This window comes from Agrobacterium sp. FDAARGOS_525, assembly GCF_003938925.1.
Taxonomy (GTDB): domain Bacteria; phylum Pseudomonadota; class Alphaproteobacteria; order Rhizobiales; family Rhizobiaceae; genus Agrobacterium; species Agrobacterium pusense.
Window position 1 is genome coordinate 2,834,409 of the sequence record NZ_RKIU01000003.1, and the last position, 25,024, is coordinate 2,859,432.

A 25,024-nucleotide genomic window follows, 5' to 3' on the forward strand; every position below is an offset into this window, starting at 1 on the left:
GCGAAGTCTTGCATAAGCCGTCCCCTTCCCCGATTTTGCTGGCCATGCGCCCGGCCATTCTCGATCCGCTGTTTGCCTCCGTCTCCACGCTTGCCGGTGTGGGGCCGAAGCTTGCCGATCTCCTGGCAAAACTTCTGGGACGGGAGAATGCGGACGATACGCGCGTTATCGACCTTTTGTTCCATGCGCCCTCCAACGTCATCGACCGCCGCAACCGTCCCGGCATCGCGCTTGCAGCACCCGGCGCCATTGTCACCATTCAGGGACGTGTCGACCGCCATCAGCCGCCACCGCCGGGAAACCGCAACGCGCCCTATCGCGTCTTCCTGCATGACGAGACCGGCGAACTGGCGCTGACCTTCTTTCGCGCCAAGGGCGACTGGCTGTCCAAGGCCCTGCCCGTCGATGAAGAGGTTCTGGTCAGCGGCAAGGTGGACTGGTTTAACGGCCGAGCCTCCATGGTGCATCCGGATTTCATGGTGAAGCTTTCCGAGGCGGAAAATCTGCCCCTTGTGGAAGCCGTCTATCCCATGACCGCCGGCCTTTCCGCCAAGGTGTTGCGCAAGGCGATCGAAGGCGGGCTCTCGAAGCTGCCGGTCTTCCGGGAATGGATCGATGAGACGCTCAAGACCCGGCAGGGCTTCGGTGACGTGGCATCCAGCTTCCGCGAGCTCCACGACCCGCGCGACAGCGCCGATATCGAACCGCAAGCCCCGGCGCGCCGACGGCTCGCCTATGACGAATTCCTCGCCGGACAGCTGTCACTGGCGCTGGTGCGCCAGCGGCTCCGCAAGGTGGCGGGCCAGCCAATCCGCGCCAAGGGCGATATCGCCGCCAAAATCCTCGCGCAACTGCCCTTCTCGCTGACGGCAAGCCAGAGCGCCGCCGTCAAGGATATCCTGACCGACATGGCTGGCGAAGACCGCATGTTGCGGCTGTTGCAGGGCGATGTCGGCGCCGGCAAGACGCTGGTGGCGCTGATGGCCATGGCGACGGCGGTGGAGGCCGGCGGACAGGCGGTGCTGATGGCGCCGACCGAAATTCTCGCCCGTCAGCATTACGCCACCATCTCCAAACTCGCGCAGGCCGTGGGCCTCACGGTGGAAGTGCTGACCGGCCGCACCAAGGGCAAGGAGCGCCGCGAGATCGAGGAGCGCGTGGCCTCGGGCGAAGCGCAGATCGTCATCGGCACCCATGCGCTGTTCCAGGACAGCGTCACCTATAAAAACCTTGTGCTGGCCGTGGTGGATGAACAACACCGTTTCGGCGTGCATCAGCGCCTGCGCCTCACTGCCAAGGGCATCACGCCGCATATGCTTGTCATGACCGCCACGCCCATTCCACGCACGCTGGTACTGGCCGCCTTCGGAGACATGGATGTCTCCAAGCTCACCGAAAAACCGGCGGGCCGCAAACCCATCCAGACGGTGACGATCCCCACCGAACGCATCGGCGATATTGTTGAGCGGCTGCGCGCAGCGCTGAAGGACGGCAAAAAAGCCTACTGGATTTGCCCGCTGGTGGAGGAGACGGAGGAGTCCGACCTGATGTCGGCGGAGGAGCGCCACGCGGTTCTCTCGCAGATGCTCGGCGCCAACATCGGCCTCATTCACGGGCGTATGAGCGGCCCGGAGAAGGACGCCGCCATGCTCGCCTTCAAGAACGGCGAAACCCGGCTTCTGGTGGCAACGACAGTGGTGGAAGTGGGCGTCGATGTGCCTGACGCGACGATCATGGTCATCGAACACGCCGAACGTTTCGGCCTCGCCCAGCTGCACCAGCTGCGAGGCCGCGTCGGACGCGGCGACGAGGCCTCCACCTGTATCCTGCTCTACAAGGGCCCGCTCAGCGAAAACGGCCGCGCGCGGCTCTCCATCCTGCGCGACAGCGAGGACGGCTTCCTGATCGCCGAGGAAGATTTGAAGCTGCGCGGCGAAGGCGAGTTGCTCGGCACGCGTCAATCAGGCACGCCTGGCTTCCGCATCGCCAGCCTTGAGGCCCACGCCGATCTTCTCGAAATTGCCCGCAAGGACGCAGCCTACGTCATCGAGCGCGACCCGGAACTGATAGGTCCACGCGGCGATGCGCTACGCACCTTGCTCTATCTGCACCGCCGCGACGAAGCGATTCGTTTCCTGCACGCCGGCTGAAAGAGAACGCCCATGAACATGATCGACCCGCGCCGCCCACCACCCGCCTTCCGCAAGGGCTACGCGCTCTGCTCGCCCCAGAATATCCTCCAGCCCGAAACATTTGCGAAGAGCGAGAAGAAGGCGATTGGCAAGGCGTTCAAGAAGCCCGGCCGCAAAAAGGCATGGAGCCGGGCGCTGGAAGAAGGCTGGAGCGTGAGGCTGGTCTATATGCGGCTCTTCGTGCCGGTGTTCCACGCCACGACTACAGGAACAGACGTGGATGATCTGGACGACGAGGATTGATATGGTCCATTGAATGGACTAATATAACGTTAACTTTAACGCCCGAGGTTAGCCGTGCAGATATCCGTGACTGATGCAAAAAGTCAGCTTACCGAACTGGTGCGCCGCGCCGAAGCCGGTGATGAGGTCATTCTCACCCGTCATGGCCACGCAGCCGTGCGGCTGGTTCCGGTCACCGTCGTGGCGGATAAAACATCCCGTAGCGCCGCGCTCGCAAAAGTGCGCGCGACTGTCGCCAACAAAGCCGATAATGGCCCGGATGCCGCGCATAGTCAGGATTTTCTCTATGACGAGCACGGCCTTCCGAAATGATCGTTATCGATACGTCGGCTCTGATGACGATCCTGCTCGATGAACCCGAAGCGGATGCCTGCTCCTCAGCGCTCGAAACTGATGAACCTCTGCTCATTTCAGCGGGGACGCTTGCGGAGGCCATGATCGTGGCGCAGCGGCGCGACCGTAGCCGGGAACTAGAGATGCTGATCGAAGGTCTGGGCGCCGAAATCAAGCCCGTCACCCGCAAATCGGCGCATGGCGTTTCGGAAGCTTATCGCATTTGGGGCAAGGGCGTTCATCCTGCCGGACTAAATTTCGGCGACTGCTTTGCCTACGAGCTGGCGAAAACAGAGGGTTGCCGTTTGCTTTATGTCGGTAACGACTTTTCGCAGACGGACATCCCGGGCGTTCTCTAGATTAGACCGGCGCGATCATCTTCGGCGGCTTGAAATCCGGCGCCACAAGACCACCCGAGATCAGCAGCTTCGCCGCATCCTCTGGGGTCATGTCCAGCATCACGATCTTGTCCTTGGGCACGAACAGCAGGAAGCCCGCCGTCGGCACCGGTGTGGGCGGCAGGAAGACGGCGACCATCTGCTGGCCCATCTCGTTGAAGCGATGGGCGAGTTCGCCCTTTGCCTCGGAAGCCACAAACACCATCGCCCATGTGCCTGACGACGGGAACTCGATCAGGCCAACCTTCTTGAAGGAGTTCGAGTGCTCCTTCAGGACGGATTCGAAAAGCTGTTTGATGCTTTTATAGATCGGCCGCACCAACGGCATGCGGTTGAGGATGGATTCACCGACGCCGACAATCCATTTCCCGATCAGGTTATTGCCGAGAAAGCCGATGAGGGTGATGCCGATGACAGCGATCAGCAGGCCGAAGCCGGGAATGGCCACATCGAAATATTGCTCGGGATCATAACGGGCGGGGATATAGGGCTTCACCCAGCTATCCGCCCATTGCAGGAAGCTCCACACCAGCCACATGGTAATGGTGACGGGTGCGAGGATCAGAACGCCCGTCAGGAAGCTGTTGCGCAACCGTGTCGCAAAGGAAATTTTGGGAGGAATGTCGGTCATTTACCGTTCGCGTTAAGCGCTGTCGCTATCGAAACCCGGATGAAAACTGACAATGCCGGATGGCGTTCCCCCATGCAAGCGAAGAACTGTGAAATATTCGTCAGGAATCCCCATAGCGCTTAGGCCTTCGACGGCGCGAAAACCGAAGCGTCCATAATAATCGGGATCGCCGGCAACGGCACATCCCGATGCGCTCAGCCGATCAAGCGCACCAAGCCCTTCACGCACCAGCCGGGAGCCGATACCCTCGCCCTGCCGTTCCGGCGTCACCGAAAGAGGCGCAAGGCAAAACCAGCCGCTGTCGCCGCTTGAAAGTGTCACGGGCGAAAAGCCGATATGGCCGACGATCCCTTCGCTGTCTTCGGCCACGAGCGAAACCGTGATCGCACCGGCCTCCCGCAGCCGCGCCACGATCAGATGTTCGGTCTTGTCGCTATGCTCGACGTTACGAAAGGCTTCTTCCGTAACGCAGGCAATCGCCTCTTCGTCACCCTGGCGCTCCGGCCGGATGATCATTCCACCGTGACCGATTTTGCAAGGTTGCGCGGCTGGTCGACATCCGTACCCATGAAAACGGCGGTGTGATAGGCCAGCAGCTGAATGGGCAGCGAGAAGACCATCGGTGCGATCAGTTCGTCGACGGTCGGCAGCGTGATCGTCGCCATGGTGTCGAGCTTGGAAGCGGCAGCTCCCTTCTCATCCGTGATGAAGATGATACGGCCGCCGCGGGCTGCGACCTCCTGCATGTTCGAAACGGTCTTTTCGAAAAAGCGATCATGCGGGGCGATGACGATGACAGGCATGTTCTCGTCGATCAGCGCGATGGGGCCGTGCTTCAGCTCGCCGGCAGCGTAACCTTCGGCGTGAATATAGGAAATTTCCTTGAGCTTCAGCGCGCCTTCCAGCGCCAGCGGGAAGCTGGTGCCCCGGCCGAGATAAAGCACATCCTTGAAGCGCGACAGATCGCGCGACAGGCCCTCTATCTGCGGCTGGATGATGTTGAGCACCTGGCTCATGATGCGCGGCATCTCGATCAGATGTTGCACAAGTTCCTTTTCCTGACCAGGCTTCAGCGTGCCGCGCGCCTTGCCGGCGGCGATGGCGAGCGAAGCAAGCACCGCAAGCTGGCAGGTGAAGGCCTTGGTGGAAGCGACGCCGATTTCCGGTCCGGCAAGGATCGGGAAGATGGCGTCCGATTCCCGGGCAATGGTCGATTCCCGCACATTGACGATGGCGCCGATCTTGAGATCGCTTTCCTTGCAATAGCGCAGCGATGCCAGCGTATCGGCTGTCTCACCCGATTGCGAGATGAAGAGCGCCGCCTGCGTTGGCTGAAGTGGCATTTCACGATAGCGGAACTCGGAGGCCACATCGATCTCCACCGGCAGGCGCGCATAACGCTCGAACCAGTATTTGCCGATCAGGCCGGAAAGATAAGCCGTGCCGCAGGCGGAGATCGCAAGTCCGGAAAGCTTGGCGAAATCGATGGCCTTATCGGCCTCTTTCACGGTCTTGGAGGCGAAATCCACATAATGGCTGAGCGCATGGGAAATGACTTCCGGCTGCTCGTAGATTTCCTTTTCCATGAAGTGGCGATGGTTGCCCTTGTCGACCACATAGGCCGTCGCCTGCGATATCTGCCGCTCGCGCTTCACCGGCTTGCCGGAGAAATCGATGATCTCGGCGCCCTGCCGGGTCACGATGGCGCAGTCGCCATCCACCAGATAGGTGATCTCGTTGGTGAAGGGCGAAAGCGCAATGGCGTCGGAACCCAGGAACATTTCTCCGCGGCCATAACCGACGGCAAGCGGCGGGCCGGAGCGCGCCGAAAGCAGCGTGCCGGGATCGTCCTTGAACATCACCACCAGCGCATAGGCGCCTGTGACACGGTTCAGCATCTTCAGCATAGCCTCACGATGACCAAGACCCTCCCGGGTATATTTCGCCAGAAGCTGCGCCACCACTTCGGTGTCGGTCTGGGTGGTGAAGGTCGCGCCCTCGGCGGTCAGTTCGTCGCGCAGTTCGGCGAAGTTTTCGATGATGCCGTTATGGACGACGGCCACGCCATCGACGAAGTGCGGGTGAGCGTTGGTTTCATTCGGCACGCCGTGGGTCGCCCAGCGTGTATGCGCGATGCCGACCACGCCCGGCAGCGGCTTTTCGGACACCAGCTTTTCAAGATTGAAGAGCTTGCCCTCGGCACGGCGGCGATCCATCGCGCCATTGTCGATCGTTGCAACGCCGGCTGAATCGTAGCCACGATATTCGAGACGCTTCAGTGCATCGACAAGCCGTTCAGCAACGGGCTCAGTTCCGACAATTCCGACAATTCCGCACATATATATCTCCAGACGGCGATCTTTTCGCCGAAACTTCTAATCTTTCCCGTGCAATCCGCAATTATGGCGCCGGTCACTTTCGGTATCGCTTCGTAACGTCCTTCAAGGCGACTTTTTCTTCGCTTCCTTCAGCGCCTTCGCCCGCTCCCGCACCACGGTTGCGCGGCCCGGCTTCACCTCCTGGCGCGCACGCCCAAAAGCCAGCGCATCATCGGGCACGTCATCGGTGATGACGCTGCCGGAGGCGATGTAGGCCCCCTCGCCAATCGTCACGGGAGCAACCAGCGACGAGTTGGAACCAACGAAGCTGTTCGCGCCGATCCGCGTCTCAGCCTTGTTGTAACCGTCATAATTGCAGGTGATGGTGCCGGCACCGATATTGCTGCCCGCGCCAACGAAGGCGTCGCCGATATAGGTGAGATGATTGACCTTGGCCCCCTCGCCGATCTCGGCCTTCTTGACCTCGCAGAAATTACCCACCTTGGAGTTGGCGTGCAGGTTGGCCCCCGGTCGCAGCCGGGCATAGGGACCAACAGTGGCACCTTCCGCGACATGCGCGCCTTCGAGGTGTGAGAAGGCATGGATCACGGCACCCGGTTCGACCGTCACGCCGGGACCAAAAACGACATTGGGCTCGATCAGCGCGTCCTGACCGATCGTCGTATCGAAGGAGAGGAAGACGGTTTCGGGCGCGACCATCGACACGCCGTCGACCATCAATTCATGGCGGCGGCGCTCCTGCCAGAGCTTTTCGATGAAGGCCAGTTCGGCGCGGTTGTTGCAGCCGACCAGTTCTGTTTCCGGTGCATCGATGGCGACGGCGCGGCGGCCGAGCGACCGGGCAATTTCGACCACGTCCGTCAGATAATATTCGCCCTTCACATTGCCGTTGCCGATCCGGTCGAGCAGATCAAGGGCATTGCGGCCATTGATCGCCATCAGGCCACTATTGCACCAGGTCACCCTGCGCTCTTCGTCGGTCGCATCCTTTTCCTCGCGGATCGCCACCAGCTCGCCATTCTCGACCAGCAGCCGGCCATAACCCGTGGGCCGGTCGGTATGAAAACCGATCACCGCGACATCGGCGCCGGAAGCAATGGCCTCGCGGGCCCGGTCGAGCGTGGCGGAGGTAATGAGCGGCACGTCGCCATAAGCGATGATGAGATCGTCGAAGCCGCGTTCGATTGCCGCACGTGCGGCAAGCACGGCATGGCCGGTACCTTTGCGTTCCTTCTGAAGAAAAGTCTCAACCTGAAGTCCCGGCAGGCTCGCTGCCGTGGCAACATTGTCGGCGTCACGTCCGACGACGAGCGCCACCGTGCCCACGCCCGATCCAGCCACCGCCTCGACCACATGCGCAATCATCGGACGGCCGGCGACCGGATGCAGCACCTTGGATTTCGACGACTTCATGCGCGTGCTGTCGCCCGCTGCGAGAATAACGGCTAGAGAGCTGCGCTCCATAAGACCTCCAACACCCCGTCGGCGACTGCCTGGCAGCCGATACAGCGGCACATGTTTGACTTTGCGCCGTCCGGCAAAACGGACGGGCGCATCGGTAATTTCATTCCGGATTGCTATAACGGCGGCCCACTTAAGAAACCATGCAAATCTGCACCAAATTTCCGCACCGGTTTTCATCAAACGTGATTGGAGCGGGATCACATCCTGCTCCCACCGTCTGATTTATCGCCGGGAGTTGCGGGCAGTGAATTCCAGTACCTGCTGGCGGCCGTTCTCAATCAATCTTTCCATCTCGCGACGCGCGGCGGCCTCGTCATGCAGACGAAAGGCTTCCACGAGCTTCAGGTGCGAAGCTGAAACATCGGAAATTTCATTGGGATCGGTGTCCGGGTTGCTCATCCGGAAAATGCCCGCCAGAGCCGCCTTTATCAGCGAACCAACGGTGCGCATGAACGGGTTGCCCGACATTTCGGTGATGAGGACATGGAAATTCATGTCCGCAAGCGCGCGCTTTTCTTTCGAATAAGCAGTATTGCCCATCTCATTGGCATAGGCGGCAAGCTTTGCGATATCCGCATCCTTTGCCCTGATGGCGGCAAGCCCGGCGCCATAGGGTTCGAAGGCTTTGCGGATGTCGTAGAGATGCAGCAGAAACTCATCGCTGACGCCGGCCTCGAAGTGCCATAGCAGCACTTCGCTGTCGAACATGTTCCAGCTTTCGCGCTCCGTCACCCGCGTACCAATCCGCGCCTTGGGGGAAATCATGCCCTTGGCCGTCAGCGTCTTCATCGCTTCGCGCAATACGGTGCGCGAAACTTTAAGCCGCTCCATCAGCTCCGCATCGCCTGGCAGGATGTCGCCGGTCCTGAAGTTGCCGGACACGATGTCGAGACCGAGCTTGTGAACGACCTGTGCATGATTTGTCCGCAGCTTTCGTAGACCGATCGCCGCATCGAGCATTCCGCGCTGCAAGTGCCATGTCCTTCCGTTCGGTTGGCGATTTTAAAAATCGCGCCAGACGTGTATCTTCAGTCAGAATATAGTGAAAGACATCAAGTTGCCGGAAAAGCAAAGGCAAACTTCATCTACGCAATAAAACCCATGAAAATAAGCAAGGCTGCACATGCGTCGATGTACAGCCCCGATCTTTGCGAACTCAATTTCCCACGTCATCCTCGCCCTTCAGGCGAGGATCCATGGACATGGGGAGTGTCATCCGGGTCAAGGCCGAGGATGACACCCTGTCCCACAACGAAGATTATTGCGGCAGCTTGTCGTCCACGCCGGCAACGTAGAAGTTGAGGCCGAGCAGGACCTTGTCCTCAGCCTTTTCACCAGCCTTCAGCCATTCCGAGCCGTCCTGCTTCTTCACCGGGCCGGTGAAGGGGTGCAGTTCGCCGGACTTGATCTTGGCTTCGGTGTCCTCGGCCATCTTCTTCACGTCGTCAGGCATGTTGGTGTAGGGCGCCATGGTCAGGATACCGTCCTTCAGGCCGTCCCAGACCGATTCCGACTTCCAGGTGCCATCGAGAAGAGCCTGCGTGCGCTTGATGTAATAAGCGCCCCAGGTATCCTTGATCGCGGTCAGCTGCGTCTCAGGACCGGCCTTGATCATGTCGGAGGCCTGGCCGAATGCCTTGATGCCGCGCTCGGCTGCAACCTGCATCGGTGCCGTCGTGTCGGTGTGCTGCGTCAGGATATCGACGCCCTGGTCGATCAGCGCCTTCGCGGCATCGGCTTCCTTGCCGGGGTCGAACCAGGTGTTGGCCCAGACGACCTTGACCTTGAATTCGGGATTAACGGACTGCGCGCCGAGAACGAAGGCGTCGATGCCCATCACCACTTCCGGGATCGGGAAGGACGCGATGTAACCGGCAACGCCCTTTTTCGACATTTTCGCGGCGATCTGGCCCTGAATGTAACGGCCTTCATAGAAACGCGAATTGTAGGTCGCGACGTTTTCGGCCGTCTTGAAGCCGGTTGCGTGCTCGAACTTCACCTTAGGGAATTTCTGGGCAACCTTCACGGTCGCATCCATGAAGCCGAAGGAGGTGGTGAACACCAGTTCGCAGCCGGAGCGGGCCATGCGCTCGATGGCGCGTTCAGCATCCGGGCCTTCCGGAACGCTTTCGAGGAACGGCGTTTCGATCTTGTCGCCGAAGTGCTTCTGCAGCTCTTCGCGGCCGATATCATGCGCCTGCGTCCAACCGCCATCGGTGCGGCTACCGACATAGATGAAGCAGACCTTCTTGGCGTCGGCGGCTTCAGCGGAGGAAACAACGCCTCCCAGCGCCGCGATGGAAGCGGCAAGTGCGATGACCAGTTTTTTCATTTTTACCCCTGTTGGTTTGGAGACGTGAGAATGCTTTACCTGTCCGGCACGAAGGACTTGCCCAGCGATGCCGGTGTATTGATCAACGTCGTGCGGCGATTATGCGAGATGATGACCAGCACGACAATAGTTGCAAGGTAAGGTAGCGCCGACAAAAGCTGCGACGGCACCCCGATGCCGAAGGCCTGCGCGTGCAATTGCCCGATGGTGACGGCGCCGAACAGATAACCGCCGGCGAGCACCCGCCATGGACGCCAGGACGCGAAGACAACGAGCGCCAGCGCAATCCAGCCACGCCCGGCCGACATGTTTTCCACCCATTGCGGCGTATAAACCAGCGAAAGCTGCGCGCCAGCGAGACCGGCACAGGCACCGCCGAACATGACAGTCAGATAGCGTGTGCGGATGACGTTGATCCCGAGCGCATGGGCCGAGGCATGACTATCGCCGATGGCGCGTATCTTCAGGCCCGCCCGGCTTTTGAACAGGAACCAGCCTATGCCGGCCACCAGCCCTATGGAAAGGTAGAAGATCAGATCCTGCCGGAAGAGCAGCGGGCCGATGAAGGGTATGTCCGACAGAACGGGAAAGACGATCGGCTGCAGCTTGACGCCTGGCAGGCCAACGAAGCTTTCGCCCAGCATACCGGATACGCCCAGGCCCAGAATGGTGAGCGCAAGACCCGTCGCCACCTGATTGGTGACCAGCGTCAATGTCAGAAAACCGAACAGCAGCGAAAAAACCGCACCCGAAGCAATGCCGGCCAGAATGCCGAGATAGGGCGAACCCGTCATATGGGCGGTCGCGAAAGCGCAGACCGCACCCATGATCATCATGCCTTCGACGCCGAGATTGAGCACACCGGATCGCTCCACCACCAGTTCGCCGGAGGCGGCTATGACGAGCGGCGTCGCGGCGGTGATGACGGTGAGGAGAATGGCCTGAAGCATGTCCATCATGCCGCTCCCTGCTTGTGATGCGCCTTGCCGGCAAAAACGACCTTGATGCGATAGAAGATGAGCGTATCGCAGGAGAGTACGAAGAACAGCATCAGCCCTTGGAACACGCGCGTGACCTTGTCCGATACACCGATCGAAAGCTGCGCCGCCTCGCCGCCGAGATAGGTCAGCGCCAGCACCAGCCCTGACAGGATAATGCCAAGCGGGTTAAGACGGCCGAGAAACGCGACGATGATGGCTGTAAAACCATAGCCCGGCGAAATGCTTGGCTGGAGGTGGCCGATGGAGCCGGAGGCTTCCGAAATGCCCGCAAGACCGGCCAGCGCGCCCGATAGCAGCAGCGAAAACCACACCATGCGGCTCGACGAGAAGCCGGCAAATCGCCCTGCCCGGGCCGACTGGCCAAGCACGGTGACTTCGAAGCCCTTCAGCATGTAGCGCATCATGAACCACAGCGCGATCGCCGCGACGATGGCGAAAACGAAGCCCCAGTGCGCCCGGCCCGATGCCAGCATCTCCGGCAACACGGCGCTATCGTTGAACGGCTTGGTCTGCGGGAAATTATAACCGCCCGGATCACGCCAGATTCCGCGCGTCAGCCAGTCGAGGAAAAGCTGTGCAACGTAGACCAGCATCAGGCTGACGAGGATTTCGTTGGTATTGAACTTCGTCTTCAGGAGAGCGGGAATACCCGCATAGAGCGCCCCGCCGAGAGCTCCCATCACCAGCATGAGCGGCAGAAGCAGCGGCGAATGCCAGTCCGGATAAAGAACCGGCAGTATGGAGCCAGTAATCGCACCGATGGTGAATTGCCCTTCCGCTCCGATGTTCCAGTTATTGGAGCGATAACAGATCGACAGGCCGACACCGATCAGGATCAGCGGCGCGGCCTTGATCGCCAGCTCGTGCAGGGACCAGACTTCGAGCAACGGCTCCACGAAGAAGGCATAAAGCGCATGGGCCGGGTTCTTCCCGAGCATGGCGAACATGACAGCACCGACCAGCAGGGTCAGCACCAGCGCCAGAAGCGGAGAAAGAAATGTAAAAAGCCGGGAAACCCCTGCGCGTTTTTCAAGCTCAATGCGCATGCTGGGCGGCTCCCGAATGTGTCGTGTGAATGCCGCCCATCAACAGGCCGATCTTTTCGAGCGTCATTTCCTCCACCGGATGGGCCTCGGAAAGCTTGCCGTCGGAGATGACCGCGATATTGGTGGCGACTTCAAAGATTTCATCCAGGTCCTGACTGATGACGATGACCGCCGAGCCCGACTTGGCAAGATCGACAAGTGCCTGACGGATGCGGCTTGCAGCACCCGCATCCACGCCCCACGTCGGCTGGTTGACGACAAGCACGGCCGGCTGGCGGTCGAGCTCGCGTCCCACGATGAACTTCTGCAGATTGCCGCCTGAGAGCGACCCTGCCAGCGGATCGGCCCCGCTTTTGCGCACATCCATGGTTTCAGATATGCGCCGCGCCGCTGCCCTGATGGCCGACCCCCTGACAATACGCAGGAAACCGCCGGTCAGGAACGCCTTGCGATCGGAGCGGGCCCGCGCGAGCAACAGATTGTCGGAGAGGCTCATTCCGGGAACGGCGGCGTGGCCATGGCGCTCTTCCGGTACGAAACCCGCCCCCATCAGCCGGCGACCGTTGATGCCGATCCGGCCGACCGGCTTGCCGCGGAGATGGATCGCATCGTTATTATAAACCGGGTATTCCCCCGAGAGCGCGTCGAACAGCTCACCCTGCCCGTTTCCCGCGACCCCGGCAATCGCCAGCACCTCCCCGGCGCGCACGGTCATCGAAATCGATTTCAATGCCACGGCGAACGGCGTGCGCGGCGCAACCGAAAGCCCCATGACTTCGATCTGCGGCGCACCCAGCGCTTCGCCCGTCGCGCGCAACACACTGGCGACATCGCTGCCCACCATCATGCGCGCCAGCGATGCCGGCGTCTCCCGACGCGGATCGCAGGCACCGGTCACCTTGCCATGGCGCAGAACCGTGGCGCGGTCGCAGATGCGTTGAACCTCTTCGAGACGATGGCTGATATAAAGCACAGAACGGCCTTCGGCCTTCAGCTTCTCCAGGGTCTCGAAAAGCTTGTCGGCCTCCTGCGGCGTCAGAACCGAGGTCGGCTCGTCAAGAATGATAAGCCGCGGGTTCTGCAGCAGAGCACGGACAATTTCGATGCGCTGGCGCTCGCCGACCGAAAGATCGGCCACATGCGCATTGGGGTCGAGCGGCAGGCCATAGGCGCGCGACAGGGTCTCCGCTTCCCTGGCGATTTCCTTCAATGAAATTTTCGGATCGAGCGACAGGGCAATGTTTTCAGCAACCGTCAGCGCCTCGAACAGCGAAAAATGCTGGAACACCATGCCGATTCCGAGCCTGCGGGCTTCGCTTGGCGAGCCCACCGAAACGGGCTCACCCTGCCAGATGATTTCGCCCTCGGTCGGTGCGAGAACGCCGAACAGCATCTTGACGAGCGTGGATTTACCCGCGCCGTTTTCACCCAGGAGCGCATGGATTTCACCCGGCGCAATATCGAGATCGATACCGTTGCAGGCGGCGAAATTGCCGAACAGCTTGGTCAGCTTGCGAACGGACAGGAGAGGCACGGCCTCCGGCGCCAAAGTTCCAGTCACGAGTTCCCTCTCTCACCAACCGTCCATGCCTTCTTCGAGGCGTTTCAGACGGTCGCGGTCATTGTTCCCAATCCCGCACCAAAAAGTATGCAATGATACGTGATCAGAACTTATTGATAACGGTTTTGCTGCTGCGCACAACTGAAAAAGAAGCTGCTTAAATGCAATTTGCACAAGCAATAAACGGCTTTACCTCTTCATCATTTCGCGCCGAGCGTTGGGAAAAACTGTAAAATTCCTCCGATGCAATACAGGTAGATACCGCTCGCCACGAACCCCACCACCGCCCATGTCGGCGTCTGGAAATGCATCAGCAGCGCATAACCACCAAGGGCGCACCAGATGGCCACGACAAGAAGATTAAGGGACCGCAGCCGCTTCACCCGCACGGGATGCAGGAAATTGATCGGCAGAAATGTCAGGAACACCGAAACAGTCACGACTGTCATGGCGGTGGTGGCGCTGGCATCCATCACGAAGAGCGTGAAGATCACCATGTTCCACACCACGGGGAAGCCCGAGAAGAAATATTCGTCCGTCTTCATCCCCATATCGGCATAGTAGATAGCACTGGACACCACGATCATGCCCGCCGCAACAAAGGACCATGGCTCTCCAATCATGCCGCTCTGATAGAGCGCGAAGGCAGGCAGAAGGACATAGGTCACGTAATCGATGATGTTGTCGAGCGTATCGCCCGACCAGTTTGGCAGTACTTCCTTGACCCGGACCTTCCGGGCGATAGGGCCGTCTATCCCATCCACCAGCAGCGCAAGACCAAGCCACCAGAACATATCGACAAAACGGTGCTCGGAAGCAGCGACGACGCCAAGGAAGGCAAGAAAGGAACCGGACGCCGTTAGAATATGAACGGAAAAGGCGCGGATTTCCGCATAGGGAACACGCTTGTAGTTGAAAATTTTCATGGTCAGCGTCTGCGCCCCGCTTTTCATCCGCCCTGCTTATTCCGGTATGCGGCCATTCACCACGCTTTGCAACCGGCTCAGTCGGCTTATCCTAAGACTAATGTGGCGGCAGACCCAATGAATCTTCACAACCGGATGTTCCCGGCCGGAAGTGGATTTGCCGATGCAAAGCCTTTATGATGCTCTGGAAATAACAACGGATCAGGACCATGAGACACTTCGATATCGCCATAACAGGTGCAGGACTTGCGGGTCAGATCGCGGCCATCGCACTGGCACGGGCGGGTCGCCACGTGGCGCTCGTAGCACCTTCCACCGACAGGAAGGACCGGCGCACCACGGCGCTGATGGACCAGTCTATCCGCTTCCTGGACCGTCTCGGCCTGTGGTCACGCATCGCGCCTTCGGCCGCCCGCCTTTCCACCATGCAGATCATAGACGGAACCGACCGTCTGTTGCGAGCACCGACAGTGCAGTTCCGTTCCTCCGAAATCGGCCTGGATGCATTTGGCTGGAACATCCCCAACGAGGCCTTGCTCGGTGTTCTCAGCGAAGCGGTGGAGCAGGAACACAATATTATCCGCCTCGACACCTTCGCCGACGCGATCGATATCGGCGACGACCGCGTGACGGTGACGCTTGCGGACGGCGAAACGCTCTCTGCCGATTTCCTCATCGGGGCAGATGGCCGGAAGTCGATGGTCCGGGATGCAGCCGGCATCGGCGTGAAATCCTGGTCCTATCCGCAGACCGCCGTCGTTTTGAACTTCGGCCACAGCCGACAGCATGGAAGTGTTTCGACGGAATTCCACACGCCCACCGGCCCTTTCACGCAGGTTCCCCTTCCCGGCAACCGCTCCAGCCTCGTCTGGGTCGTCACCCCGCAACAGGCGGAAGAACTGACTGCCCTGCCACTGGAAGCGCTGAGCCTTCGGGTCGAGGAACGCATGCAGTCCATGCTGGGCGCCGTTACCGTCGAGGATAGCGTCCAGGCATGGCCGCTCTCTTCCATGACCGCCCATCGCTTCGGCAAGGGCCGCGTCGCCCTGATCGGCGAGGCGGCACATGGTTTTCCGCCCATCGGCGCACAGGGACTGAACCTCAGCCTGCGCGACATCATCTCACTGACGGAATTGCTGAGCGCCGTTTCCGACCGCCCCATTGCGGCCGATGCCGGCAGCAGCTTCGACCGCAGGCGGCGGGCGGATGTCTATAGCCGCACACTGAGCGTCGATCTCCTGAACCGCTCGCTGCTTTCGGATTTCCTGCCCATCCAGATGGCGCGCGCAGCCGGCCTGCACGTACTTTCCGGCATCGGCACGCTCCGAAGCATTGTCATGCGCGAAGGCATCGAACCCGGCCGGGGCCTGAAGGCCCTGCCCTCACTGCTGTTCGGCAGCTTCAAAAAGGCTGGATGAAATAAACCACGCCCGTCAGCGTGAGAACCGACAGCACCGTCGAAATCAGGATCGTCGCCGACGCCCGCTCCTGCCACACATGATATTGCTGGCCGATGACGAAGACATTCGTCGCGGTCGGCAAAGCAGCCAGCAGCACGGCGGAATAGATCCACACCGGCTCGAATCGCCCGAGCGACGACAACACGAGATAAACGGCGAGCGGATGCAGGATGAGTTTTGCCGGCACGATATAGCTGATCTCCACCGGCACCCGCTTCATCGGCCGAAGTGCCAGCGTCACGCCCATTGCAAACAGCGCACAGGGTGCGGCTGATTGCGCCAGATAATCCACCAGCCGCTGCACCGCCTCCGGCGGTTGCCATGACAGCGAAGCGGCCAGGAAACCGGCGATGACGGATACGATGAAAGGATGGGTGATGACCTTGCGGGCCACATCCAGCGCAAGCTGCGCCGGGGAACGCTTGTCGCCGCCTGCAACGGCCATCATCGCCGGCGCGACAATGAAATGCGCGGCGTTTTCGAGGCAGACGATGAGCGCCACAGGCACCGCCGCCTTTTCGCCGAGCGCCAGAAGCGCAATGCCCGGGCCCATATAGCCGATATTGCCGTAACTTGCCGCGAAACTCTGGATCGTCGTTTCAGCGAGGCTGTTTTTCCGGACAAAACGACCGATCAGGAACACAAGCAAGAAAATGCCATAGGTACAGACGAGGCTGGCGGCAACGAAATCCATCCGCGCCAGTTCTTCCACCGGCGTTTTCGACACCAGCTTGAAAAACAGCGCCGGCAGCGCCGCGTAGATGATGAAGGTGTTCAGCCAGCCCATCGCCTCGACCGGCTGTTTCGTGATGCGCGCAGCGCCGTAGCCGATCAAGATGAGGCCGAAAAACGGCAACAGCAATCCCACGATGTCAGTCACTATGTCTCCCCCGCAAGCAACTCCAGCGGGAGGCTTAGCCGATTTGCATCAGGATCGGAAAGGTCTCCTGGAACCAGATCGCCACATTGGTGATAAAACCGGATATGAAAGCGAGGCCGGTCAGCACCAGCAACACGCCGAGCAGCTTTTCCACGAGGCCGAGATGGCGACGGAAGCGGACGAGGAAACGCATGAAGGAGCCGGAAAACGCCGCCGCGATCCAGAACGGTACCGCAAGGCCGAGGGAATAAACCGCAAGCAACATTGCGCCGTCGCCGACCGTGTCGCGTGAAGCAGCAACGCCGAGAATCGCGCCAAGAACCGGGCCGATGCAGGGCGTCCAGCCAAAGGCGAAGGCGAGTCCCATGATATAGGCTCCGGACAGCGTCGCCGGCTTGCCCGCGCCCTGAAACCGGGCCTCGCGCGAAAACAGGCCGATACGGAACACGCCCAGGAAATTCAGGCCCATCAGGATGATGATGAAACCGCCGATCTTGGCGAGAATGTCGAGATTCTGGCGCAGAAGCGTGCCTATAGTCGAGGCGCCCGCGCCCAGCGCCACGAAGACGGTGGCAAAACCGAGTGTGAAAAAGAAGGCCGAAAACAGAACGGCCCTGCGAATCTCCGGCCGTGGTGCCGCGTCTTCCGTCCTGAACTGCTCGACCGACACACCCGCCATATAACAGAGATAAGGCGGCACCAGCGGCAGAACGCAGGGCGACAGAAACGAAAGAGCGCCAGCCAAAAGCGCGCTGAACAGGGAAATATCGGCAATCGACAAGAGAAACTCCGCATCCCGCAAAGCCGCCGCGATTCTTGAGAGCCGCCACCACTTCACGCTTCATTTTCACGCATGTCATTGCCGCAAAACGATTTCAGCCGCCAGGCAGACACACTTGACGCCGGTTTTATCCCCGGCCGCCCCCTCTCTCCAATCACCTTTTCGGGGGTGCGACAAAAAAAACCGGATTGATCGCCGAAAGCGCTTTTTTTGGGTTGACCGAACGGATCGCTCTACATATGTTCCGCGCACTTCCGAAGGGCAGCCAAGCCCGCCACGGGAGAGCGTAGCTCAGCCGGTAGAGCAACTGACTTTTAATCAGTAGGTCCAGGGTTCGAATCCCTGCGCTCTCACCACCTCACAATATTTTTCGTATTTATTTCCATGGACTTACCCAACCGGCAGGCAATCATCCCGCCGGGTGTTCAAAGCGTTTCCAACATCAATACAGGAAACAAAAGCGTCGCCACCACGGACGCCTAGCGGTACGCGTAGATGTAACGTGCTATATTGTCATAAAAGCTGGAAAGATAAGCGGGCAGTCGCCTCAGTCGGGTAAATGTAGACGGGCAAATTGGACACAGGCTGCATTTCGCAAGGCACCATAAGCGGGAAACAATGAACCGCCGCGTCCTACAACAATGGGAACGTTGCGTCCACGGTCACGCTCCACTGTCCGTCGTCAGGAGTGCCGTGGCTGTAAGCCGGCAAGGAATGGTCGCATCACTTCCGCACGGCGGTACGGCGGCAGCGCCAGTTCCAGTCTCTCGGTTCACCGGTGTCCATATGGACCGATTCGGTATGGCAATAGGTGCCGACACCCCCGCGGTTCGGCAGGGAACGCAGATAGGTTGCGAGTTCCCACTTGGAGACACCCTTGATCTGTATGTCGGCCGCATCGCAGGTATAATGTTTTGAACCCTGCCTTATTCCCTTTGGCGGACGGTAGCCCGAGGTGACAATGGCCGGGCTGTTATAGTGTCGCTCCACATCCTTGATCATGCTGATGAGCTCCGGCTTGAAACAACCGACTTCAACGCGATCTGTCTGCAGGAAAAGCCCGTTCGGCGCGACGCGGGTCAGGCCGGAGAGCGAGGCAAGCTTCATCAGCCCGGTGGGTTCATCGTCCTCTTCATCGAGATGAGCGTCGTCGAATTCGTCGGACATCATCGAGCGACCGGAGAGCGCAATACCCATCGTCTTGTCCGCCGCTCCCGGAAGTGCGGCCACCTGCGTGCCACCTGCCGAACCGCTTTCGATCATTTTCGGCAGGCGCTTCTTGGCTGCACCGGCGAAAAATGCTGCAAGCGTGACGCCCTTGCCTTCGCCTTCCTGCTTCTCGTCGCCCATGGCGGCACTGGTCGCGGGCTGCACCGAAGCAAGCTGTTCCGATGCGGTTTGTGGCACCGGCACGGCAGCGGGCTGGCGGTTCTCGCTGTGCTGCTCCGGTACCTGCGCGGCTGACGGCACAGCAACAGGCGCGGATACCGGCTGCGGTTGCGCCACCTGCACAGGGGCGGAGTAAACGCTGCTGAGCGCAGGTGTGATTTTCTGGGAAGGCACGCCCGCCGCGGCCGCGCCGGGCGCCGTGGCGGCCGGGGAAGGCACTGCGGATGCGGTAGAATAGATGCTTGATGTTCCAGCGGAAATTCCCGTTGGCTGCGTCGTCAGTCCGGCGATATCGGCGGCAGCGCCGTAACCCTGTGCCGGGCCGCCCGCTGCCTGATGCTGCGCCGGAGCCGTGGTCGCGCCAGCCGCTGACGCCACGGCGGGATCCACATAATGCCCCTGCTGCGCACCGGCCGCGGGTGCAGCAGTTGCGGCCATCTGCTGCTTCTGCTGTCCGGCAACTTCCGGCTTTTTGGCAGTGGCGGCCATCTCCTCGTCAGTCACCGCCGAAACGCATCCGGAAAGCCCCAGCAACGAAACCGCGATGACGAGACGCCGACAAGAAACGCGTCCCTTTGCGCCCTCGACAGTTTTCATGGGTGGCCTCCGTATCTTTTATTTCCAACAGCAGCACGGGAACGGAATCGTGTGCTTCCCCCAAAACGGGACTGGCCGTTTCGATTCGCGGACTATGCCTCATCCCCTCAGGACAAGGCAAGAGCGCCCGAAAACGCTGCTGCTCACCGGAAAATCCCTACCAGGAACCGGTATTCTGCATAGATATCCACGGTTCGGCTGGTGCGAGGCTTTCGCCTTTCTGCAAAATTTCGAAAGAAATACCATCCGGTGAACGTACGAAGGCCATATGCCCGTCTCGCGGTGGCCGGTTGATGATGATGCCGTTCTGCTGCAGATGCGCGCAGAAGTCGTAGATATTATCGACCTCATAAGCGAGGTGACCGAAATTGCGGCCGCCGGTATAATCTTCGCTATCCCAGTTATAGGTGAGTTCGAGGCACGGCGCCTTGTTTTCCTTCGCCGCAGCAACGTCGTCGCGAGCTGCAAGAAACACGAGAGTGAAGCGGCCTTTTTCGTTCTCGATTCGGCGTATTTCGGTAAGGCCGAGCAGGTCGACATAGAATTTAAGTGATTCGCCAAGGTCTTTGACGCGAACCATCGTGTGCAGATACCGCATTTTATTCCTCTCCATTACACGGGTCCGAAGCCGTTAAACGCATGATCGCAAGCCCCGGACAAGGACGGCGACATAAAAGCAGCTGCGTAAATCAAAAACTAGGGCTTGCGTGAAACCGTTACCAAGATGTTAATCTGGCGCACAGGAATCAGTTGACCGGTGTATGGCGCGTAATCGAGGGGTTGGCAGGATATGGCTGATAGGATGTCATCGAAAACGATAGTCGATGTCGAGGACCTTTCGGGCGATGCCGTGGACCTGACCGAGATCACCGGCGTCGTGAAGTGGTTCGATGTCGCCAAGGGTTTCGGCTTCATCGTGCCCGACAACGGCACACAGGATGTGCTGCTGCATGTTTCCTGCCTGCGTCGCGACGGTTACCAGACGATCCTTGAAGGCACGCGCATTGTCGCCCTTATCCAGCGGCGCGACCGTGGCTTTCAGGCATTTCGCATTCTCTCCATGGATCAGTCCACCGCCGTCCACCCCTCGCAGCTGCCGCCGGTGCGCACCCATGTGCAGGTGACGCCGTCCAGCGGACTGGAGCGCGCCATCGTCAAGTGGTTCAACCGCACCAAGGGTTTCGGTTTCCTGACGCGTGGCGAAGGAACGGAAGACATTTTCGTGCATATGGAGACACTGCGCCGTTTCGGCCTGACCGAACTTCGCCCCGGGCAGGTTGTGCTGGTGCGTTATGGCGATGGCGACAAAGGCCTGATGGCCGCGGAAATCCATCCGGACAACCCGGTTTCGATCGGGATGTCGCATTGATGTCCGCCCTGCCCGATATGGTGAAGAGCGCCGTTATGGCGCTTCTTTTTTTCACGCTGGCCAGCGCCGCCCAGGCGCAGCAACAGCAGACATTCACCTCCGAACCGCTGCAGATTGAAACGGCCGGGGGAAAAAGCCACGATTTCACTGTGGAACTGGCGCTGAACAATGCCCAGCGCGAACAGGGCCTGATGTTCCGCAAGAGCATGCCACCGGAAAACGGCATGTTGTTCAATTTCGGTGAACCGCGTGATGTCGCCATGTGGATGCGGAACACGCTTATTCCGCTCGACATGCTTTTCATTGGCCGTGACGGCCGCATCACCCACATCCACGAAAACGCGGTTCCACATTCGGAAGCCATCATCAGCTCCCGCGGGCCAGTGAAATTCGTGCTTGAACTGAATGGCGGCGCTGCGAAACGTTACGGCATCAAGCCTGGCGATATTGTGCGCAGCGCGCAAATCGGCAACCGGAAGTGACGTTGCCGCGTTATTGCGTCTGAATGAGCCGGACGATGTTTCGCCCGGCTGGCGCAATGTTCAGTAGACCGGCTCTATATGGCTCAGAATCCTGCAGTTGGAAATGGAAGCGGCAAGGTTGATGGCGATGTCGATCGCCTCGACCGAATCAGCCGTGCCTTCCAGATAGATCACGTCATTTTCGACAGTGGCGGAAATGCGCGACTTTTCGAGACCTGATTCGAAGGCGAGTGCCGAAGTAATGGCCTGGCATACGCCTGCCATGCGGTCACCAAAGAAGCTTTCCTGAATACCTGACAGATTGAACATATGTGTTCTCCTTCTTATGGACATTACAACGCCTTGGTGGCGGTTTTGTTCATCTCCGGTTCATCTATTTGTTCATCTTCCATTCATCTTGAAAAATTGGAACCCCCCAATCGATCACATTTTAGGTGATCGGGAACCATTTCGTGAGGCGGGCATTTCGCGCATGGGAGTGAAAAGGGAGTGAAATCCGCCATGAAGGCGCGTGAAACAGGAGGAAAATGACATGCTGATCAACAGAACGGAGCCGTGTCACCACGCCTCGTGGATGAAGCCGGTGGCGATCCACCTGCCCTTGTCCGCAGCAGTGGAAATCTACAGCCCGCTGGTAGCACTGGACATGCTGATGTACCGCTGGCCGGAAGAACACGGCCCGGAATATGAAGAAGCACGCAGAAACTGCCTCGATGCCATCGCCGGACGATGCGACATCGAAAAAGCGCGGGAGTCGTTTCTCATCGCAAGCAGTCACGCTCATATTCTCAACATGCACTGACGTTCATTATCCGCGTTTATGACTGGCCCTTCTCCGCGAAGGGCTTTCTTTTGGCGTTCACTCTTTCAGGCACAATCTCCGCGCGGAAAACTCCCGCCTGCCGCCGGTGACATGTAACTGTCACGCAAACGTTATAATCGGCAGAGACAAATTCCGTGGAATCACCGGGCGGACAAACCGCCGGAAGCTCGGGAGTGGACCTGGCCAGCATGGAAACCGTCTTTGCCCTTTGCGCAATTCTGCTCGTCGCTTTCAACCTTCTCGGTATCTGCCTTGCCGGGTGGCGGCTAAAGCGGCGCGACCCGGAAAATTCCCTTGCGCGGCAAAAACCGCCTGTCTCGATCGTTGTGCCACTGCGCGGTGTGGAAAGTTTCACCCGTCTTACGCTGTCACGCGCCTTCGAGCTCGATTGGCCGGATTACGAACTGCTTTTCTGTGTTGCAGATGAATTCGACCCCGTCATTGCGCAAGTACGCAAAGCCCAGAGCGCCTTTCCTTCCGCTTCAGCGCAATTGCTCATCGGCGACGACCGGATCAGTGCCAATCCAAAACTGAACAATTGCGTCAAGGGCTGGCTGGCCGCCCGGCATGAATGGGTCATCCTCGCCGATTCGAACGTATTGATGCCGAAATCCTACGTGACGCGCATGATGTCGGCCTGGCGGAAAGACAGCGGCCTCGTGTGCTCCCCGCCGCTGGGCTCGCGGCCGACGGGTTTCTGGGCGCATGTGGAATGTGCCTTCCTCAACGGCGCGCAGGGCCGCTGGCAATATGCGGCAGAAGCCATCGGAATGGGATTCGCGCAGGGCAAATCCATGTTGTGGAACAAACCGTTCCTAGAGGACCATGGGGGTATCCGCGCCCTCGCCGCCGAAATCGCCGAAGACGCCGCCTCGACGAAGCTGGTGCGAAACGCTGGCCGCAGGGTGCATCTTGTCTCCGCCCCTTTCGAGCAACCGCTCGGCCAGCGTCACGCCGGCGAGATCTGGTCACGCCAGGCCCGCTGGGCGCGGCTAAGGCGCGTGACCTTCCCGCAATATTTCGCGCCGGAAATCCTGACGGGCGCACTTCCCCCGCTTCTGTTCGCACTCACCGCGGCGGCCATGATGGATGTGAACCTCTTAGCGACCGCCCTCGCCGTCCTCGTCCTCATATACGGCCCCGAATTGGTCCTGACCGCCCTCAACGGGTGGCCAATATCGCTCCATACCCTGCCAGCCATGATCGCACGGGACATCATAATGCCCGTCATCTGGACGAGAAGCTGGATTGGCAGCGCAGTGGCATGGCGCGGCAATGTCATGACAATCGGTACGGCGGAAAGCACTTTGGCCGGCCCGCCAGCGGAATAATGACGATTTGTGGGAAGAGGTTACGCCGGAAAGCTGATGCTTTGCCTTAAAATGGTCGGAGTGGAGAGATTCGAACTCCCGACCCTCTGGTCCCAAACCAGATGCGCTACCAGACTGCGCTACACTCCGCCGAGGCGATGGCTGGGGAATACACGGTTCATACGCAGTCCGCAACAGGGAAATTCATCTTTGTTCAGCCGCGACACCGTTGAGCAAAACGTAAGGTCGAACGGGCAGCGCATGAACCGACAGCAAGGGGATAATCGTCTTGACTCTCAGTTGAACTCGGTCCATTTCAAATTCAACGTTCCTGACACGATTTGCTTATTCTATTCAGGTACGTGATGAATAATCCGGGGTTTCACCCCGCTGTCCAACCGGAGCAGTTTCGACATGTCTGCGAAGATTTACCGCCCTGCAAAAACCGCCATGCAATCCGGCAAGGCGAAGACCAATGTCTGGGTTCTGGAATTCGACGCCGAGGTTCCGCGCAAGATCGATCCGATCATGGGCTACACCTCCAGTTCCGACATGAAGCAGCAGGTCAAGCTGACATTCGAGACACAGGAACAGGCCGAAGCCTATGCCCAGCGCAAGGGCATCGAATATCGCGTGATCCAGCCGAAAGAAGCGACCCGCAAGGTGGTTTCCTACACCGACAATTTCCGTTTCAACCGCACCCAGCCCTGGACGCACTGAAACACGACGACCAAAGTTTTTGCCGGAGCATCGATTGCCCGGCATGACGGCCCCTTAGCTCAACTGGATAGAGCAACTGCCTTCTAAGCAGTAGGTCGCAGGTTCGAGTCCTGCAGGGGTCGCCAATATTTTCAAGCGCTTAGCGGCATTTCCTGAATCAGTTGTCTTAGTTGGGCAGGGTTGGGAACGTTCGGCCGGCCGGGGTATTCAGACCGCGCCATGTGCCCGATTTATGGCCCAAAGACCCGCAAACGTCCCCAGCTGCACGGGCCTTTTGATTCTTCGCGTGGGCGCCAGATCATTCACTGACGGTTCAGGTCTGACTAAGCATTCTCGTGTTTATGGAACCGAAGGCGCCGACACACGTTCAAGTGCCTCAATGGGAGATGACATCATGAAGCTTCTGGCCGCGGTTGTTGCGCTCGTATCGGTCGGCATTCTCAGTGGATGCGTTGACGACAGCGGGTATCGCTCTGGCGGGTATTATTCCTGAGGCGTTTACTATCGCTCATACGACAGGGATCGCTATTACAGGGATCGCTATTACCGCGACTATGATCGCAAGGACTGGCGGGATCGCCGTGAGCACAGAGAGCGACGCGAGGATCGTAGAGATTGGCGCGGCGAACAGCCACGCCAGCCGGAATCCGGCGGCAATAATCGCGTGATACGTCCGCACATTTTGTATCGAAACGCTGATTGACCGCCGATACTAGGATGGCGTTTGGTTAGGATAAGCGGCCAAGC

At 59.5% G+C, this 25,024-nt stretch carries 25 protein-coding genes and 3 tRNA genes; 12 read left to right on the forward strand and 16 right to left on the reverse strand.

All coding sequences use genetic code 11. The features are described 5' to 3' along the window. Window positions 1-44: 44 nt before the first annotated feature. The 4 genes from recG to EGT36_RS15310 are packed head-to-tail and all read left to right on the forward strand — an operon-like array spanning window position 45 to window position 3,127. A complete protein-coding gene (recG, locus tag EGT36_RS15295; RefSeq protein ID WP_037092536.1) occupies window positions 45-2,150 on the forward strand; it encodes an ATP-dependent DNA helicase RecG in 2,106 nt (701 codons plus the stop codon). Window positions 2,151-2,162: 12 nt separating this feature from the next. Then, window positions 2,163-2,435 carry a hypothetical protein gene (locus EGT36_RS15300; protein ID WP_004442322.1) on the forward strand — a complete coding sequence of 91 codons (273 nt, stop codon included), beginning with the start codon at window positions 2,163-2,165 and terminating at the stop codon, window positions 2,433-2,435. A gap of 54 nt (window positions 2,436-2,489) precedes the next feature. Continuing rightward, on the forward strand, window positions 2,490-2,747 hold the full coding sequence (locus tag EGT36_RS15305) for a type II toxin-antitoxin system Phd/YefM family antitoxin (protein WP_037092502.1): 258 nt from the start codon (window positions 2,490-2,492) through the stop codon (window positions 2,745-2,747). Further along, on the forward strand, window positions 2,744-3,127 hold the full coding sequence (locus tag EGT36_RS15310; protein ID WP_037092501.1) for a type II toxin-antitoxin system VapC family toxin: 384 nt from the start codon (window positions 2,744-2,746) through the stop codon (window positions 3,125-3,127). The genes EGT36_RS15305 and EGT36_RS15310 overlap by 4 nt, the downstream gene beginning before the upstream one ends. A 1-nt stretch (window position 3,128) precedes the next feature. Here the strand turns inward: EGT36_RS15310 and EGT36_RS15315 are convergent, their stop codons facing one another. The 10 genes from EGT36_RS15315 to pcsA all read right to left on the reverse strand — a co-directional run bounded on the left by EGT36_RS15315 (window position 3,129) and on the right by pcsA (window position 14,466). Further along, window positions 3,129-3,797, reverse strand: a complete 669-nt coding sequence (locus tag EGT36_RS15315) for a DUF502 domain-containing protein (RefSeq protein WP_004442327.1) — start codon at window positions 3,795-3,797, stop codon at window positions 3,129-3,131. A 12-nt stretch (window positions 3,798-3,809) separates the two neighbouring features. Beyond that, window positions 3,810-4,313: a GNAT family N-acetyltransferase gene (locus tag EGT36_RS15320; protein ID WP_037092500.1), complete on the reverse strand. Its 504-nt coding sequence runs from the start codon at window positions 4,311-4,313 to the stop codon at window positions 3,810-3,812. Further along, window positions 4,310-6,136, reverse strand: coding sequence for a glutamine--fructose-6-phosphate transaminase (isomerizing) (gene glmS / locus EGT36_RS15325; RefSeq protein WP_006698815.1), 1,827 nt, complete (start codon window positions 6,134-6,136; stop codon window positions 4,310-4,312). Before glmS ends, EGT36_RS15320 begins: the two co-directional genes overlap by 4 nt. A 102-nt stretch (window positions 6,137-6,238) precedes the next feature. Then, a complete protein-coding gene (glmU, locus tag EGT36_RS15330; RefSeq protein WP_037092499.1) occupies window positions 6,239-7,600 on the reverse strand; it encodes a bifunctional UDP-N-acetylglucosamine diphosphorylase/glucosamine-1-phosphate N-acetyltransferase GlmU in 1,362 nt (453 codons plus the stop codon). Between the two features lie 222 nt (window positions 7,601-7,822). After that, on the reverse strand, window positions 7,823-8,560 hold the full coding sequence (locus EGT36_RS15335; RefSeq protein WP_006698813.1) for a FadR/GntR family transcriptional regulator: 738 nt from the start codon (window positions 8,558-8,560) through the stop codon (window positions 7,823-7,825). A 298-nt stretch (window positions 8,561-8,858) separates the two neighbouring features. Then, entirely contained in the window at window positions 8,859-9,932 is a 1,074-nt protein-coding gene (locus EGT36_RS15340; protein WP_004442334.1) for a BMP family ABC transporter substrate-binding protein, read from the reverse strand. A 35-nt stretch (window positions 9,933-9,967) separates the two neighbouring features. After that, window positions 9,968-10,888, reverse strand: a complete 921-nt coding sequence (locus tag EGT36_RS15345) for an ABC transporter permease (RefSeq protein ID WP_004442337.1) — start codon at window positions 10,886-10,888, stop codon at window positions 9,968-9,970. Beyond that, window positions 10,888-11,979 carry an ABC transporter permease gene (locus tag EGT36_RS15350; protein ID WP_004442339.1) on the reverse strand — a complete coding sequence of 364 codons (1,092 nt, stop codon included), beginning with the start codon at window positions 11,977-11,979 and terminating at the stop codon, window positions 10,888-10,890. Before EGT36_RS15350 ends, EGT36_RS15345 begins: the two co-directional genes overlap by 1 nt. Beyond that, window positions 11,969-13,528 carry an ABC transporter ATP-binding protein gene (locus tag EGT36_RS15355; RefSeq protein WP_037092496.1) on the reverse strand — a complete coding sequence of 520 codons (1,560 nt, stop codon included), beginning with the start codon at window positions 13,526-13,528 and terminating at the stop codon, window positions 11,969-11,971. Before EGT36_RS15355 ends, EGT36_RS15350 begins: the two co-directional genes overlap by 11 nt. 212 nt (window positions 13,529-13,740) lie before the next feature. Further along, window positions 13,741-14,466 (reverse strand): phosphatidylcholine synthase, encoded by a 726-nt coding sequence (gene pcsA / locus EGT36_RS15360; RefSeq protein ID WP_006698811.1) that lies wholly within the window; start codon window positions 14,464-14,466, stop codon window positions 13,741-13,743. Between the two features lie 209 nt (window positions 14,467-14,675). Between pcsA and EGT36_RS15365 the strand changes: the two genes are divergently transcribed. Next, window positions 14,676-15,884, forward strand: coding sequence for a UbiH/UbiF family hydroxylase (locus EGT36_RS15365; protein ID WP_037092495.1), 1,209 nt, complete (start codon window positions 14,676-14,678; stop codon window positions 15,882-15,884). Here EGT36_RS15365 and EGT36_RS15370 read toward each other — a convergent pair. After that, the gene (locus EGT36_RS15370; protein ID WP_037092493.1) at window positions 15,868-16,806 is read right to left on the reverse strand and encodes an AEC family transporter; all 939 of its coding nucleotides are present in this window, start codon (window positions 16,804-16,806) and stop codon (window positions 15,868-15,870) included. The genes EGT36_RS15365 and EGT36_RS15370 overlap by 17 nt on opposite strands. Window positions 16,807-16,840: 34 nt before the next feature. Beyond that, window positions 16,841-17,587: a cytochrome c biogenesis CcdA family protein gene (locus EGT36_RS15375; protein ID WP_022556323.1), complete on the reverse strand. Its 747-nt coding sequence runs from the start codon at window positions 17,585-17,587 to the stop codon at window positions 16,841-16,843. 280 nt (window positions 17,588-17,867) lie between these two features. On the opposite strand from EGT36_RS15375, the gene EGT36_RS15380 reads away from it, so the two are divergent. After that, window positions 17,868-17,943, forward strand: a tRNA-Lys gene (locus EGT36_RS15380). A 367-nt stretch (window positions 17,944-18,310) separates the two neighbouring features. On the opposite strand, the gene EGT36_RS15390 is transcribed toward EGT36_RS15380, so the two are convergent. Together EGT36_RS15390 and EGT36_RS15400 are read right to left on the reverse strand one after the other, a co-directional pair. Continuing rightward, window positions 18,311-19,573: a D-Ala-D-Ala carboxypeptidase family metallohydrolase gene (locus EGT36_RS15390; RefSeq protein WP_037092491.1), complete on the reverse strand. Its 1,263-nt coding sequence runs from the start codon at window positions 19,571-19,573 to the stop codon at window positions 18,311-18,313. Window positions 19,574-19,730: 157 nt separating this feature from the next. Next, complete coding sequence (locus tag EGT36_RS15400) at window positions 19,731-20,171, reverse strand: VOC family protein (RefSeq protein WP_004442352.1); 441 nt, start codon at window positions 20,169-20,171, stop codon at window positions 19,731-19,733. A gap of 192 nt (window positions 20,172-20,363) precedes the next feature. Between EGT36_RS15400 and EGT36_RS15405 the strand changes: the two genes are divergently transcribed. Both EGT36_RS15405 and EGT36_RS15410 read left to right on the forward strand, forming a co-directional pair. Further along, complete coding sequence (locus EGT36_RS15405) at window positions 20,364-20,942, forward strand: cold-shock protein (RefSeq protein ID WP_004442353.1); 579 nt, start codon at window positions 20,364-20,366, stop codon at window positions 20,940-20,942. After that, window positions 20,942-21,424 carry a DUF192 domain-containing protein gene (locus EGT36_RS15410; protein WP_004442355.1) on the forward strand — a complete coding sequence of 161 codons (483 nt, stop codon included), beginning with the start codon at window positions 20,942-20,944 and terminating at the stop codon, window positions 21,422-21,424. Before EGT36_RS15405 ends, EGT36_RS15410 begins: the two co-directional genes overlap by 1 nt. A gap of 60 nt (window positions 21,425-21,484) precedes the next feature. Here EGT36_RS15410 and EGT36_RS15415 read toward each other — a convergent pair whose 3' ends face one another. After that, window positions 21,485-21,733 (reverse strand): BON domain-containing protein, encoded by a 249-nt coding sequence (locus EGT36_RS15415; RefSeq protein WP_003522642.1) that lies wholly within the window; start codon window positions 21,731-21,733, stop codon window positions 21,485-21,487. Window positions 21,734-21,956: 223 nt separating this feature from the next. Here EGT36_RS15415 and EGT36_RS15420 point away from each other — a divergent pair, with 223 nt between their 5' ends. Together EGT36_RS15420 and EGT36_RS15430 are read left to right on the forward strand one after the other, a co-directional pair. Next, complete coding sequence (locus EGT36_RS15420; protein ID WP_004442357.1) at window positions 21,957-22,226, forward strand: DUF982 domain-containing protein; 270 nt, start codon at window positions 21,957-21,959, stop codon at window positions 22,224-22,226. Window positions 22,227-22,435: 209 nt separating this feature from the next. Continuing rightward, window positions 22,436-23,578, forward strand: a complete 1,143-nt coding sequence (locus EGT36_RS15430; RefSeq protein WP_037092535.1) for a ceramide glucosyltransferase — start codon at window positions 22,436-22,438, stop codon at window positions 23,576-23,578. A gap of 52 nt (window positions 23,579-23,630) precedes the next feature. Here EGT36_RS15430 and EGT36_RS15435 read toward each other — a convergent pair. Beyond that, a tRNA-Pro gene (locus EGT36_RS15435) sits at window positions 23,631-23,707 on the reverse strand. 264 nt (window positions 23,708-23,971) lie between these two features. Between EGT36_RS15435 and EGT36_RS15440 the strand changes: the two genes are divergently transcribed. Both EGT36_RS15440 and EGT36_RS15445 read left to right on the forward strand, forming a co-directional pair. Further along, the gene (locus EGT36_RS15440) at window positions 23,972-24,277 is read left to right on the forward strand and encodes an ETC complex I subunit (RefSeq protein ID WP_004442361.1); all 306 of its coding nucleotides are present in this window, start codon (window positions 23,972-23,974) and stop codon (window positions 24,275-24,277) included. Between the two features lie 48 nt (window positions 24,278-24,325). Next, a tRNA-Arg gene (locus EGT36_RS15445) sits at window positions 24,326-24,402 on the forward strand. Window positions 24,403-25,024: the final 622 nt, after the last annotated feature.